Source organism: Xanthomonas hydrangeae (genome assembly GCF_032697525.1).
GTDB lineage: Bacteria > Pseudomonadota > Gammaproteobacteria > Xanthomonadales > Xanthomonadaceae > Xanthomonas > Xanthomonas hydrangeae.
In genome coordinates this window covers 2,992,680-3,005,755 of the sequence record NZ_CP103836.1, presented here as the reverse complement: position 1 = coordinate 3,005,755, position 13,076 = coordinate 2,992,680, and the positions used below count along the sequence as shown (strand labels likewise).

At 63.4% G+C, this 13,076-nt stretch carries 11 protein-coding genes and 1 other RNA gene; 7 read left to right on the top strand and 5 right to left on the bottom strand.

Annotated elements, in window-relative coordinates:
* Window positions 1-136 precede the first annotated feature (136 nt).
* A complete protein-coding gene (locus NYR97_RS12720; protein WP_316693592.1) occupies window positions 137-595 on the top strand; it encodes an H-NS histone family protein in 459 nt (152 codons plus the stop codon).
* A gap of 59 nt (window positions 596-654) precedes the next feature.
* Here the strand turns inward: NYR97_RS12720 and NYR97_RS12715 are convergent, their stop codons facing one another.
* Window positions 655-1,914: a threonine/serine exporter family protein gene (locus tag NYR97_RS12715; protein WP_316693590.1), complete on the bottom strand. Its 1,260-nt coding sequence runs from the start codon at window positions 1,912-1,914 to the stop codon at window positions 655-657.
* Between the two features lie 49 nt (window positions 1,915-1,963).
* On the opposite strand from NYR97_RS12715, the gene NYR97_RS12710 reads away from it, so the two are divergent.
* From NYR97_RS12710 to NYR97_RS12695, 4 genes are all read left to right on the top strand, one after another.
* The gene (locus NYR97_RS12710) at window positions 1,964-3,193 is read left to right on the top strand and encodes an MlaE family ABC transporter permease (protein ID WP_316698212.1); all 1,230 of its coding nucleotides are present in this window, start codon (window positions 1,964-1,966) and stop codon (window positions 3,191-3,193) included.
* A gap of 85 nt (window positions 3,194-3,278) precedes the next feature.
* Window positions 3,279-4,121 (top strand): ABC transporter ATP-binding protein, encoded by an 843-nt coding sequence (locus NYR97_RS12705; RefSeq protein ID WP_316693588.1) that lies wholly within the window; start codon window positions 3,279-3,281, stop codon window positions 4,119-4,121.
* Between the two features lie 2 nt (window positions 4,122-4,123).
* The gene (locus tag NYR97_RS12700) at window positions 4,124-5,050 is read left to right on the top strand and encodes an MlaD family protein (protein WP_016903957.1); all 927 of its coding nucleotides are present in this window, start codon (window positions 4,124-4,126) and stop codon (window positions 5,048-5,050) included.
* Complete coding sequence (locus NYR97_RS12695) at window positions 5,047-5,691, top strand: ABC-type transport auxiliary lipoprotein family protein (protein ID WP_316693584.1); 645 nt, start codon at window positions 5,047-5,049, stop codon at window positions 5,689-5,691. The genes NYR97_RS12700 and NYR97_RS12695 overlap by 4 nt, the downstream gene beginning before the upstream one ends.
* Window positions 5,692-5,713: 22 nt before the next feature.
* On the opposite strand, the gene NYR97_RS12690 is transcribed toward NYR97_RS12695, so the two are convergent.
* Window positions 5,714-5,790: non-coding RNA, sX9 sRNA (locus NYR97_RS12690), on the bottom strand.
* Between the two features lie 543 nt (window positions 5,791-6,333).
* The gene (locus NYR97_RS12685) at window positions 6,334-6,933 is read right to left on the bottom strand and encodes an alpha-ketoglutarate-dependent dioxygenase AlkB family protein (protein WP_316693581.1); all 600 of its coding nucleotides are present in this window, start codon (window positions 6,931-6,933) and stop codon (window positions 6,334-6,336) included.
* 126 nt (window positions 6,934-7,059) lie between these two features.
* Between NYR97_RS12685 and NYR97_RS12680 the strand changes: the two genes are divergently transcribed.
* Entirely contained in the window at window positions 7,060-8,709 is a 1,650-nt protein-coding gene (locus NYR97_RS12680; protein ID WP_316693579.1) for an electron transfer flavoprotein-ubiquinone oxidoreductase, read from the top strand.
* A 109-nt stretch (window positions 8,710-8,818) separates the two neighbouring features.
* On the top strand, window positions 8,819-11,554 hold the full coding sequence (locus tag NYR97_RS12675) for a rhamnan synthesis F family protein (RefSeq protein WP_316698209.1): 2,736 nt from the start codon (window positions 8,819-8,821) through the stop codon (window positions 11,552-11,554).
* Window positions 11,555-11,577: 23 nt separating this feature from the next.
* Here the strand turns inward: NYR97_RS12675 and NYR97_RS12670 are convergent, their stop codons facing one another.
* Both NYR97_RS12670 and NYR97_RS12665 read right to left on the bottom strand, forming a co-directional pair.
* The gene (locus NYR97_RS12670; protein WP_205392488.1) at window positions 11,578-12,216 is read right to left on the bottom strand and encodes a CoA transferase subunit B; all 639 of its coding nucleotides are present in this window, start codon (window positions 12,214-12,216) and stop codon (window positions 11,578-11,580) included.
* Window positions 12,216-12,947: a CoA transferase subunit A gene (locus NYR97_RS12665; protein ID WP_316693575.1), complete on the bottom strand. Its 732-nt coding sequence runs from the start codon at window positions 12,945-12,947 to the stop codon at window positions 12,216-12,218. The genes NYR97_RS12670 and NYR97_RS12665 overlap by 1 nt, the downstream gene beginning before the upstream one ends.
* Window positions 12,948-13,076 lie beyond the last annotated feature (129 nt).

Below are 13,076 nucleotides of genomic sequence, written 5' to 3'. Positions count from 1 at the left end.
CCAGAACCCGCTTCAAACAGATGAACACAAGGCGCCGAATTATTTCGGCGCATTTGTCACGCGGGTTTTCTGACATTATGATGGCCAGCGCTGCCACGGACCGGCATTCTTTTCTCTCTCATTTTCCGGAGTAGTGATGTCGATCGATCTTAGCGGCCTGTCGGCCAAGCAGTTGGGTGCACTGATCAAGAATGCGAAGAAGCAGCAGACGGTGGTTGCCAAGCGCACCCCGATCGCAAAGGTCCGCACCCAGCTGACCCGCGCCGCAAAAGCGCATGGTTATTCCATTGAAGAATTGTTTGGCGCTTCTGCCAGCGCTGGTCCGGGTCGTCCGGCTGCCGCTGCCAAGCCGGGCCCGCGCGCCGGCCGCAAGCTGGGCAAGGTGCCGCCGAAGTATCGCAACCCGGCCAATCCCCAGGAAGCCTGGACCGGCCGTGGCAAGCAACCGCGCTGGCTGGCCGAATTGACCGCCGCCGGCAAGAAAGTCGAAGACTTTCTGATCAGCAAGGTCGGCAGCAAGAAGACCCCGGCCAAGAAGACCTCGGCACGTAAAGTTGTCACCAAGCGCGCCACCAAGAAGTCCAAGGCCGCTTGATTCAAACCAATAAAAACGCCGGCATTGCCGGCGTTTTTATTGCACGCGTTTCCTGCGCCTCATAAATTCTTGCGGGCCGGAATCAACAGATTGCCGAACAGCAATCCGGCCATCAAGGCCATCACGATATTGGTCACTGCCAATAGTGCCGCTTGCCCGACACTGACATCCTGTTGCTGCACCAGGGTGAGAAATCCGCGCAGGCTGGTACTACCTGGAACCAGCATGATGATGCCCGGCAAACGGATCAATGCACCGGGTCTTTGCACCACCCGCCCGAATAGATTACCGGCGGCAGTCAATGCCATGGCCGAGGCGAATACGCCGGCCGGGCCGCCCCAGGCATGCCCCGCATAACGCGCAATGACATAACCGGACATGGCTGCAGCCATGATCCATGGATAATCGCGTCGACTGGCTTTGAACAACACTGCAAACGCATAAGCGGCCACCAGCAGCGAAGCCCATTCCACCCAACTGGCCTGCGGACGCACCGCGGCGAGCTGTGGCTGCAAGCCGACCAGCTGCGTCAGCGTCACGGCAATCACCGCACCGACGGTGAGCTTGAGCACCGTGGTCACCGCACCGGCCAGGCGCGCGGTTCCTGAGACCCAGTGCTGGCTGGCCAGCTCGTTGAAGGCATTGGTCAGCGACATGCCTGGCAGCAGCACCACCAGCGAGGCGATGATCACCGTATTGAGATTCAACGGGCCGAGCAGCGAGCCGACCACCGTCGCCACCACGCCGGCCAACAAGCCGGCCAATGCTTCGCCGGCCTCCTTTGTGGCCGGGCGTTTATCGGTGTATTGGGTCAGCAGCCCGATCGACATGCCGATCGCACCGGCGGTGGCGATATCCAGCCAGGGCAATTTCCACAGCCCGGCAACGCCGGCTGCAGCCAGCCCGAAGGCCAGCACCTGCATGGTCTTGCCACGCCGGTCGACCTCGCGGTCCAGCCGGCGCAGCGCCGTGTGCCCCTGCGCGATGCTCATGCGTCCATTGGCCACGCTGTCGGCGATGTAATCGGCCACGCCGAGTTTGTACAGATCGTTCTCGCCCGGGGCCAGCCGGATCACCCGCGTGATGTCGCTGGAGCCGATCGACTTGGTCGGGTCACTGAAGCTCAAGATAATCCCGGTGGGATTGGACCAGGGCTCGCAGTCCAGCCCCAGCTTCTGCGACAGCCCGACCACTGCGGCCTCCAGCCGCTGCGCGGTGGTGCCGTAGGTATGCAGGCGTCCGGCGATTTCCGAAACGAAGGCGACGCGCTGCGCGTAGGTGGCGCTGGCGGACGGTTGGACGAGGGTGGCGGCGGACATGCGTAGCGGGTCGGATCGGAGAAACGCCGTCTGGCGAGGCCGCCAGTGTATGCCGCAGTGCGCGTGGCCGGCGCCCCGATCGCCCATGCCGGAGCCGCAGGTGCGAAGCGTCCCCAACATTCGCTCACGCCGGGCGCGGTATGCTGGCGCTACGGACAGGCCACCCATGATCAAACCGCAACCTCCACGCATCGAACAAGACTCGCAGGATCACGCACAGGTCCGCCTTGCCGGCAGTTGGGTCCTGGCGACCGCATTGCCGCAGGCAGAACTGCTGCAGGCCGTGCCCGATGGCATTCGTCGCATCGACGCGCGCAGCATCGCGCAACTGGATTCGGCCGGCGTGCTGCAGTTGCTGCGCTTCGCCAGCCGCATGGGCCTGAAGGAAGACGCGATCGATTTCCGCGATGAGCACCAGGCCCTGGTGTGCACCATCGAAGAACTCAACGACGAGCGCCCCAAACCCAAACGCGATTACGGTTTTGTCGCCGCGCTGGACCGTCTGGGCCGCACCACCCACGGGGTCGGCCAGGGCATCCTGGAGCTGAACAGCTTTCTGGGCGAGAACCTGGTCAAGATCGCGCGGCTGATCCACGAGCCGCGCCGCTTCCGCCTGACCTCCACCGTGCACCACATGGAGCAGGTCGGCCTGGACGCGGTGCCGCTGGTGGTGCTGCTGTCGTATCTGGTGGGCGCGGTGATCGCGTTCCTGGGCTCGACCATCCTGCGCGACTTCGGCGCAGAAATTTATGTCGTTGAGCTGGTCTCGATCGCCTTCCTGCGCGAATTCGCGGTACTGCTCACCGCCATCGTGCTGGCCGGCCGCACCGCCAGCGCCTTCACTGCGCAGATCGGAGCAATGAAATCGCGCGAGGAAGTGGATGCCATCCGCACCCTGGGCCTGGACCCGATCGACCTGCTGGTGATTCCGCGCCTGCTGGCCTTGATCTTCACCCTGCCCTTGCTGACCTTTATTGCGATGATCGCCGGCCTGGCCGGTGGTGTGACGGTGGGCGCGTTCGATCTGGATATCCCGCCGCAGATGTATCTGGCACGGATGCACGACACCATTCAGCTGCGGCATTTCCTGGTCGGCCTGTCCAAGGCGCCGCTGTTTGCGCTGGTGATCGGCCTGATCGGCTGCCTGGAAGGCTTGAAGGTCAGCGGCACCGCGCAGTCGGTTGGCGAGCGCACCACCTCCTCGGTGGTGCAGACGATTTCCTTGGTCATCATCCTCGACGCGATTGCCGCGCTGTGGTTCATGAAGATGGGGTGGTGATGAGGCTGGGATTCGACATTCGGGATTGGGGATTCGTGCGAGGCACAAGCGCAGCTAGCGCCCTGACATCTGGGAGGGCTGTGCTGTGACCAATCCCCAATCCCCAATCCCCAATCCCGGCACAGAGACCGACGCCGACGACGACCAGTTGGCGATCTCGGTGCGCGGGCTGACCAACCGTTTCGGCAGCCAGGTCGTGCACGAGGAGCTGGATCTGGACGTGCGCCGCGGCGAGATCCTGGGCGTGGTCGGCGGCTCGGGCACCGGCAAATCGGTGCTGATGCGTAGCATCCTGGGCCTGCGCGAGCCGGACGCCGGCAGCATCCAGGTGCTGGGCGCGGATGCGCGCTCGGGCCGCTTCGCCGACCGCCAGCACATCACCCGCAACACCGGCGTGCTGTTCCAGGACGGCGCGCTGTTCTCGTCGATGACCGTGGGCGAAAACGTGCAGGTGCCGCTGAAGGAGCATCACGGCGAGTTTCCCGAGCGCTGGTATTTCGAGCTGGCGCTGCTGAAGATCAAACTGGCCGGTTTGCCTGCCGATGCGCTGGACAAGCTGCCCTCGCAGCTGTCCGGCGGCATGCGCAAGCGCGCCGGCCTGGCGCGCGCGTTGGCGCTGGATCCGCCGCTGCTGTTTCTGGACGAGCCCACCGCTGGCCTGGACCCGATCGGCGCGGCCGCCTTCGACCGTTTGATCCGGACCTTGCAGCAGGCGCTGGGCCTGACCGTGTTCCTGATCACCCACGACCTGGATACGCTGTACGCCATCTGCGACCGCATCGCGGTGCTGGCCGATCGCAAGGTGATCGCCAACGCGCCGCTGGCCGAAGTCGAACAGCTCGACCACCCCTGGATCCAGGAATACTTCCACGGTCCGCGCGCCCGCGCCGCGCGCGCGGCCAAGACCGACTCCACCGAGACCGCCTGAGCATGGAAACCAAAGCCAATTACGTCCTGATCGGCGCCTTCACCATCGTGGCAGGCCTGGCCTTGCTGCTGTTCGGGCTATGGGCCGCAAAGTATTCCTCCGACCGCACCTGGCAGCAATATCGCGTGGTGTTTCGCGAGGCAGTGACCGGCCTGACGGTCGGCAGCCCGGTGCAATACAACGGCATCGCGGTCGGCTCGATCACCGAGCTGACGCTGGCGCCGAACGACCCGCGCCAGGTCGTGGCGCACGTGCGGGTCAACTCCACCACCCCGATCAAGAGCGATACGCGCGCCAAGCTGGCCATCACCAGCCTGACCGGCCCGTCGATCATCCAGCTCTCCGGCGGCACGCCCGAAGCACCGTCGCTGACCACCATCGACAAGAGCGACGCGCCGATCATCCAGACCACGCCCTCGGCGCTGCAGAACATCACCGACACCGCCAACCGCATCGTCGAGCGCATGGACCAGATGCTCTCGGACAAGAACGTGGCCAGCATCACCGCCACCTTGCAGAACCTGGAAAAGATCAGCGGCGGCATCGCCGACCGCGACGAAGGCATGCAGGCGCTGATCGTCAGCGCGCGCGATGCCGCACGCAATCTGGATACCACCCTGACCACCACCAACGGCACCATCAAGCGGCTGGACCAGAACCTGGTGCAGCAGCTGCCGGGCATCCTGGAAAAGCTCGATGCCACCCTGGTCAAGCTGGATTCGGCCGCCGGCAACGCCGACAACATCCTTGGCGAGAACCGCGCGGCCATCAATAGTTTCGCCAACGATGGCCTCGGCCAACTCGGGCCTACGCTGACCGAATTGCGCGGTCTGATCCGCGACCTGCGCCGGGTCAGCGACAAGCTGGACAACAACCCTGCGCGCTACCTGCTCGGCCGCGACGCACCCAAGGAGTTCGAACCGAAATGACTGCCATGCGCCTGTTGCGTCCCGTGTTGTGCGTCTCGTTGCTGGCGCTGGGCGGCTGCTCGCTGCTGACCGGCGGCGACCAGAAACCGGCCACGATCTACGCACCCACCGTGCGGATCACGCCGAACCCGTCCTGGCCGCAGGTGAGCTGGCAACTCTCGGTTGCCAAGCCCAGCGCGGCGCGTGTGATCGACAGCCCGCGCATCAACGTGCGCCCCACCCCGGGCGAGTTGCAGGTCTATCACGGCGCCGGTTGGGCACAACCGGCCACCGACATGCTGGAAGACAGCGTGGTGCGCGCGTTCGAGGACTCCGGCAAGATCGCCGCGGTCGCCCGCATCGGCACCGGCATCCGCTCGGACTACAAGCTGGTGATCGACCTGCGCCGCTTCGAGTCGGACTATGCGGGCCAATCGCTGCCCTCGGCCACCATCGAACTCAACGCCAAACTGCTGCACGCCGCCGATCAACGCGTGGTGGCCTCGCGTACCTTCCTGGTTGCACGTCCTTCTACGGGTACCGACACCGCAACGGTCGCCGCAGCCTTCGAGCAGGCGATGACGCAGGTCACCGCCGAGCTGGTGGGTTGGACCTTGATCACCGGTCAACATGACAGCCAGAACCTGCCGCGTTCGTTATAAGCGCAAGCGACAGACTTAGAGCGGCTTAAAAAACGTAGCGAGCAGTCGCCAGGTGGGCGCGGACGGCGCGCAGGAACCAGGAGTGTACGAGTGGTACATGCCGATTCCGGGTACCGGCCGCGCCCGCCTGGTGGCTGCCGCAGAGCTGTTGATCTGTGGCCTGGCTGCAGGGCCCTTGCCCGCCCACCATCGCGGGACACGCCGCAAGTACGTCCGTGTAGGCTCTTACGCGGCATCCATGCCGCGTAAGGTCCCGCGACGGTGGGCGGGCAAGGACCAATCGAGATGGTCGGTGGGCAGGGTTGCAAGCAGTGCATGACGTGCCTCTAATTCGCCAGCTATCGTGTTCTGCGAACTATGCCCGCAAGCCAACGCAAGTCGCGAGATGACCGGCTTTCATCCAGCTACCGACAAACTCTCTGGTGCGGTGTCCTCGCCGCTTGCGGGACCGTGTGGCGGCATGGATGCCGCCACCGAGCCTACATGGACGTACTTGCGGCGTGTCCCGCGAGCGGTGAGGGCACCGCGCCCTCGACCGACCCAGCGTTTGACCTGGCTTCTGACTGCATCCAACAAGATGCAGCCAACGAAACCAATGCGCTCCCCGTCAGGCGACCGCTCGCTACGTTTTGTTAGCCGCTCTCATTGCTGGGAAACTCGCATCGCGATCTGACGAAAGGCCAGATTGATGCGCTCGCCGACTGGCTTTACGGTGCGCGGCAAGGCGTGTTTGTAATGGCGCTGGGTATCGCCGCCCATCAGCAGCAGATCGCCGTGGCCCAGCTCCAGCGTCTGCTTCAACGCCGCATCGTCGCGATGCTTGAACGCAAACCGCCGCGTCGCGCCCAGGCTCACTGAGGCGATCAGCGGCTGCGCGCCCAGCTCCGGTTCGTCGTCGCTGTGCCAGCCCATCGCATCGTTGCCGCTACGGTAGCGGTTGACCAACACGCTGTTGAAGGGTTGCCCGGTTTCATCCTGCAGGCGCGTTCGCACTGGCTGCAGCGCCTCCAGCCACGGCTGCGGCGCAAACCGGGTGCCCGAATAGCGATAACTCGCCTCCGCATCGCCGATCCAACTGCTCAGTCGCGGCGAATCCACCATCCGCCCGAACATCCGGATGCGGTGCACTTCCCACTCCACATCCTGCAAGAGCGCCTGCATCAGCACATCGGCCTGCGCCGCCTGTAACCAGCCGCGACACCAGGCGATCTCCGCTTGCGGCAGTGCAACCCGAATCTTCATGCGGCAAACGCTAGCACGCACACGCTGAGCGGCACCGCGCAGTGCGGATGAATCGATCCGATTTGCCGCCGTCACATCGAATCCCGGAAAATGCGCGTTAGCCATCGAGCCAACGGGAGCGGAGCAATGTCGGAAGCGGGAGTCGGCGCACATGCGTCAGAGACGGTCGAGCGCGACGTGATGGAGTACGACGTCGTCACCGTCGGCGCCGGTCCGGCCGGGCTGGCATTTGCAATCCGGCTCAAGCAGCTCGATCCGAACATCAGCGTGTGCGTGATCGAAAAATCCAGCACCATCGGCGCGCATATCCTCTCCGGTGCGGTCATCGAACCGGGTCCGCTGGATGCCCTGCTGCCCGGCTGGCGCGACAACCCGCCGCCGATCTGCGTGGCCGCCACCGACGACGAATTCTGGTTTCTCGGCAAGGACAGCGCACGCAAGTTCCCGGTGGTGCCGCCGGGCATGCGCAACCACGGCAACTTCATCGTCAGCCTGGGCGCGATGTGCGCTTGGCTGGCGCCGCAGGCCGAAGCGCTGGGCGTGGAAATCTACCCGGGCTTCGCGGCCGCCGAAACCCTGCACGACGCCAACGACCAGGTCATCGGCGTGCGTATCGGCGACATGGGCGTGGCCAAGGATGGATCGCACAAGCACGGCTACACCGCCGGTATCGACATCCGCGCCAAGGTCACCGTGCTGGCCGAAGGCGCGCGCGGGCATCTGACCAAGCGCCTGCTCAAACGCTTCGACCTCACTGCCGACGCCGATCCGCAGGGCTATTCGATCGGCATCAAGGAGCTGTGGCAGGTACCGGAAGGCCGCGTCAGCCCAGGCAAGATCGTGCACACGCTGGGCTGGCCGGCCGACAACCGCACCTATGGCGGCAGCTTCCTGTATCACCTGGACAACAACCAGATCGCGCTCGGCTACGTCAGCGGCCTGGACTACAGCGACCCGAAATACCAGCCGTGGGAAGCCTTCCAGCAATGGAAAAACCACGCACTGATCAAACAGTTGCTCGAAGGCGGCAGCATCCTCTCGGCCGGCGCGCGCGCCATCGTCACCGGCGGCTGGCAATCGCTGCCGAAAGTGGAAATGCCCGGTGCCTTGCTGATCGGCGACACCGCCGGCCTGCTCAACGTGCCCAAGATCAAGGGCACCCATCAGGCGATCCGCAGCGGCATGCTGGCCGCCGAACATCTGGTGCAAGCGCAGCTGGCGCCGCAAGGCTTCGACGCCAAGCTGCGCGCCTCCGATGCGATGGCCGAGCTCAAGCAGGTGCGCAACATCAAGCCCGGCTTCAAGAAGGGCCTGTGGTTCGGCCTGCTCAACGCCGCCTGGGAAACCGCGCTCAAGGGTGCCTCGCCATGGACGCTGAAGAACAAGCCCGACTGGTCGGCATTGCACAAGATCGGCGAGTACGAGCAACCCAAGCGCGACTACGGCACGCGCGAACTCGCACCGCGCGACCGCCTGCAGGCGGTCTACTTTGCCGCCACCGAACACGACGAAGACCAGCCCGTGCATCTGAAGGTGCTCGACACCGACATCTGCGCTACTCGCTGCGTGCAGGAGTACGACAACCCCTGCACGCGCTTCTGCCCGGCCAACGTCTACGAAATGGTCGCAGATACCAATAGCCCCTCCGGCAAGCGCTTGCAGATCAACGCCGCCAACTGCGTCCACTGCAAGACCTGCGACATCAAGGACCCCTACGAGATCATCACCTGGGTCACACCGGAGGGTGGTTCCGGGCCGAACTACCAGAATCTGTGAGCAACGACTGGCAGGCCGCGTGACTAGCAGTCTCTCCAAACTCGTGGCTGCGGCACGTCGCTCGGTAGAGCTCCATGGCGGCGGTTTCTCCGGCGCAACTGCAGTTGCGATGCGGGCGTTCAAAGTGATCCGCGCCCTCGGAATACGCGGATTTCTTGGGCGAGTGCGATTGGCCGGACGCAAGCAGCCAACGGCTTCACGCCTGTCGGACCAGGCGCCGTTCGTCGCGCCTGTACCCTTGTCGCAGCTGCAGTTAAAAGTCGGCGTGATGGTGCACGTCTTCTATCCTGATCTGATCGACGAATTCGCACAGTCACTCCAGCATATGCCGGTCGGCTATGACCTGCTGGTCTCTGTGATGGACGAAGCCGCCGCAGATCACGCGCGCGCCCGCTTTTCCAAGCTATCGCATGTTGAGAAACTGGATGTGCGCATCGTGTCCAACCATGGCCGTGATATCGCGCCACTGGTGGTGACGTTCCGTGAGCAGATCCTGGCATTGGATGTTGTCGGCCATCTGCATACAAAAAAGTCCCTGTATACCGGCAGCGAGCAAGGCCAGTGGCGCCGCTACCTGGTCTCGTCCCTGATGGGGAGCCCGGAGCGCATCGCCTGGCAACTGGGAATGTTTCAGGCCGAGCCGCGCCTTGGCATGCTTTACCCCGAAAGTTACGAGCGGGTGCCGCTATGGGCACATACCTGGCTGAGTAATTTTGAGGTTTGCCGCGCGCTGGCCCAACGTCTCGGATTCGATATCAGCGCCTCGGAGTACATCGACTTTCCTGCAGGATCGATGTTTTGGGCAAAAGTGGATGCACTACGGCCGTTGTATGCGCTGGACCTTGAGCTGAAGGACTTTCCCGAAGAGCGCGGCCAGATCGATGGCACCTTGCACCACGCAATGGAGCGCATGTTCGTCGCCATCGTGCGGCATCAGCAGTATCGCATCGGCATATTGCCGCAAGACGGCACGCTGGCGCTCAGCGCCGAAGGTGGGCGCAACTGGCAGGCTGCGTTCGAAACGCCGATCGCCACGCGATTGACACTCTCCTCTCTTCAAGCTCGACTGGTGTCATTGGACATCTTCGACACCTTGGTGGTGAGACCGTTCCTGTTTCCGATGGGTGCTCGCGCCTATCTTGCCCACTTGGTAGCATGCAAATTCGGGGTCGAGAACTTTCTTGAACTACGCGAGCTTGCCGAGGCCAAGGCACGCCATCAACGTGGCACCGATGTCGATCTATCGAGCATCTACAACACGCTGTCTGGCCTACCTGATGCGGCAGGACTTCCAATCGGCGCCCTCCAGGCATTGGAAGTGGCACTGGAAACCAGACTGCTACAACCACGTCGGGCTGTGATCGCAGCAGCTACACAGTTGCAGCAACGCGGCACCCGCTTGGTTGCGCTGTCGGACATGTATCTGGATAGCACATTGCTGCAGCAGATCCTGCCGCCCGAGGCCAGCGCGCTGCCAGCGGCCTGGTATGTCTCCTGCGAGACGGGTTGGCGCAAAGATGCTGACAGTGCCTGGAAGAAGGTGCCAGACATTGAAAAAATCGACACCTCGCAGTGGCTGCATGTCGGCGACAACGAACACGGCGATATCCAGCGTCCACAGATGCACAAATTACTGACTCCAGTGCATGTTCTTCGCCCATCTGCGTTACTGGATGTGGTTCCTGCATTGCGTCCGCTTCGGCCACCGTTGGGTGCGGCAACGCGGTGGCAGGACCAGTTATGGCTTGGCTTGCTGGCTAATCGGTTCGCCGATCTTGCCGACCGGCAGCCGGAAACATTGATGCCGTTGCCGACACTCTCCCCGGCAAGTCTTGGCTACGTAGTCATCGGCCCGTTGATCTTCGATTATCTCGCTTGGCTGGTCCGCATGGCGAAGCAAACCGACATCGAAACGATTTTATTCTTGAGCCGGGAAGGCTACCTGCTGGAGCAGGCCTTTCAGCTCGTGAAGCAAACTTCCCCGGCGCTTGACCAGCTTCATGGCAAGTATCTGCTCGCATCGCGGCGGGGAACCGGAACACCCTCGCTACACGCGCCGGACGATCTCGCATTGCTGCTGGACAGTACCTACACCGGGACGCTGGGCAACCTGGTGCAGGCCCGCCTGGGAGATGCTGCGGCACATATTATGGAGCGCCGATTAGGCCAGCCGGCCATGCAACGCGATGTCTACCTGCCGGAGATGCACGCCGAACTTCTGGAGCTGATGGCTCCGGCAATCAATGAACTGCTAGCGCTTGCCGAAACTGAAAGGCAGGCGTATCTGCATTACTGGAAAGCGACCGCAGGTGACAGTGCCGCCATGGTGGCCGACATAGGTTACTCCGGCAGCATCCAGGCAAACCTCGCAAGATTGACTGGGCAGCCATTAGGTGGCGCGTATTTTGCGTTGAACGCGCGTGCCACAAAAATCACTGCGCAGAGTTGGGCCGCCGCCCGCTATTTTGATGGGCGCACCGAGGAAAGCCCGGACCACTCGACGATCCTGCGCCACGATCTGCTGCTGGAAACACTTCTCACTGCTCCCTCGCCGCAGTTTTCCCACTTCACAAACATCACCGAAGTTCCGACCGCGGCCTACGCAAGTCCAGAGCTAACGGAGAAGCAATGGGCGACGATCACGCAGGTGCATGAAGGTGCGTTAGCGTTCATTGCAGACGTCTGTCAGGTTGCGCAGGACGAAAGCTACCTGCTGGACTTCGATCGAGCCTCGGTCCAGATCCCGCTGCAGTGCGTCGGTTCCGGACGCTGGCAGGCGCCGTGGCTGGCAGAGCTGCAACTGGACGATCGCTTCACCGGACGCGGATCGGTTCGGGCCGGATGACCTGACGACCATCCGGCCTTGCCTCACGGTTGAGGCGTCAGGATTGCCACACCGGTCTTCTGGCGCAACCCATCCAGATCCACCCCATCCGCCGCCTCCACCAGCACCAGCCCGCCGTCGGTCACATCGAAGACCGCCAGGTCGGTGATGATGCGATCGACCACGCCCACGCCGGTCAACGGCAAGTCGCATTCGGGCAGGATCTTGTGGCTGCCGTCCTTGGCGACATGTTCCATCAGCACCACCACGCGCTTGACCCCGGCCACCAGGTCCATCGCGCCGCCCATGCCCTTGACCATCTTGCCGGGCACCATCCAGTTGGCCAGATCGCCGCGCTCGGTGACCTGCATCGCACCGAGAATCGCCAGATCGATGTGCCCGCCGCGGATCATCGCAAACGAGTCGTGGCTACCGAAATAGCTGGCGCCGGTGCGCGCAGTGACGGTCTGCTTGCCTGCATTGATCAGGTCTGCGTCCACTTCGTCTTCGGTGGGAAACGGGCCGATGCCGAGCAGGCCGTTCTCCGATTGCAGCCACACATCCACGCCATCGGGAATGTGATTGGCCACCAGTGTCGGCAGGCCAATCCCCAGGTTGACGTAGGCGCCGTCGGTCAATTCGCGCGCCGCGCGTGCGGCCATCTGATCTCTGGTCCAGGCCATCACTGCTGTCCTTCGCGCACGGTGCGCTGTTCGATGCGTTTTCCCGGCGTGGCGTTGAGTACCAGGCGGTCGACATAGATGCCGGGCAAATGCACCTGGTCCGGATCGATCGCGCCCACCTCCACGATCTCCTCGACCTCGACAATGCAGACGCGACCGGCCATTGCGCAGGCGGGATTGAAATTGCGCGCGGTCTTGCGAAACACCAGGTTGCCGGCCGTATCCGCACGCCATGCCTTGGCCAAGGCCACATCGGCCTGCAGCGCGGTCTCCAGCACGTAATGCTTGCCGTCGAATTCGCGGGTTTCCTTGCCCTCGGCGACGATGGTCCCGTAGCCGGTTGCGGTGTAAAACGCAGGAATTCCTGCGCCGCCCGCACGCAAGCGCTCGGCCAGCGTACCTTGCGGATTGAACTCCAACTCAAGTTCACCGGCCAGATACTGCCGCTCGAATTCCTTGTTCTCGCCCACGTAGGACGAAATCATCTTGCGGATCTGCCGGGTGGCCAATAATTGGCCAAGCCCAAATCCATCGACTCCGGCGTTGTTGGAAATCACGGTCAGCCCGCCGACTCCGCTTTCGCGCACTGCCGCGATCAGCGCTTCGGGGATTCCGCACAAGCCAAAGCCGCCCACCGCCAGGGTCTGGCCGTCGGCCAGCACCCCGTCCAGCGCCGCCTTGGCATCGGCATAGCGTTTGCCGCTTGCCTTACCACGTCCACTATTGCGCATCACCGCCCTCGCCTCGCTGATGTGAAGCGACCATTCTAGCCGCTGACTGTTCCCTGTCCCCGTTCGCAATTCCGCCACACCCAAGACACGGCGCAGCCGCTAAACTCGGACGTCCCCCACCCCAGGAAT

What these genes read in the sequence shown, in the direction of transcription:
- NYR97_RS12675 (WP_316698209.1), top strand. Translation starts at nt 8,819, where the DNA reads ATGCGGGCGTTCAAAGTGATCCGCGCCCTCGGAATACGCGGATTTCTT.
- NYR97_RS12680 (WP_316693579.1), top strand. Translation starts at nt 7,060, where the DNA reads ATGTCGGAAGCGGGAGTCGGCGCACATGCGTCAGAGACGGTCGAGCGC.
- NYR97_RS12685 (WP_316693581.1), bottom strand. Translation starts at nt 6,933, where the DNA reads ATGAAGATTCGGGTTGCACTGCCGCAAGCGGAGATCGCCTGGTGTCGC.
- NYR97_RS12700 (WP_016903957.1), top strand. Translation starts at nt 4,124, where the DNA reads ATGGAAACCAAAGCCAATTACGTCCTGATCGGCGCCTTCACCATCGTG.
- NYR97_RS12720 (WP_316693592.1), top strand. Translation starts at nt 137, where the DNA reads ATGTCGATCGATCTTAGCGGCCTGTCGGCCAAGCAGTTGGGTGCACTG.
- NYR97_RS12710 (WP_316698212.1), top strand. Translation starts at nt 1,964, where the DNA reads ATGCCGCAGTGCGCGTGGCCGGCGCCCCGATCGCCCATGCCGGAGCCG.
- NYR97_RS12665 (WP_316693575.1), bottom strand. Translation starts at nt 12,947, where the DNA reads ATGCGCAATAGTGGACGTGGTAAGGCAAGCGGCAAACGCTATGCCGAT.
- NYR97_RS12715 (WP_316693590.1), bottom strand. Translation starts at nt 1,914, where the DNA reads ATGTCCGCCGCCACCCTCGTCCAACCGTCCGCCAGCGCCACCTACGCG.
- NYR97_RS12670 (WP_205392488.1), bottom strand. Translation starts at nt 12,216, where the DNA reads ATGGCCTGGACCAGAGATCAGATGGCCGCACGCGCGGCGCGCGAATTG.
- NYR97_RS12695 (WP_316693584.1), top strand. Translation starts at nt 5,047, where the DNA reads ATGACTGCCATGCGCCTGTTGCGTCCCGTGTTGTGCGTCTCGTTGCTG.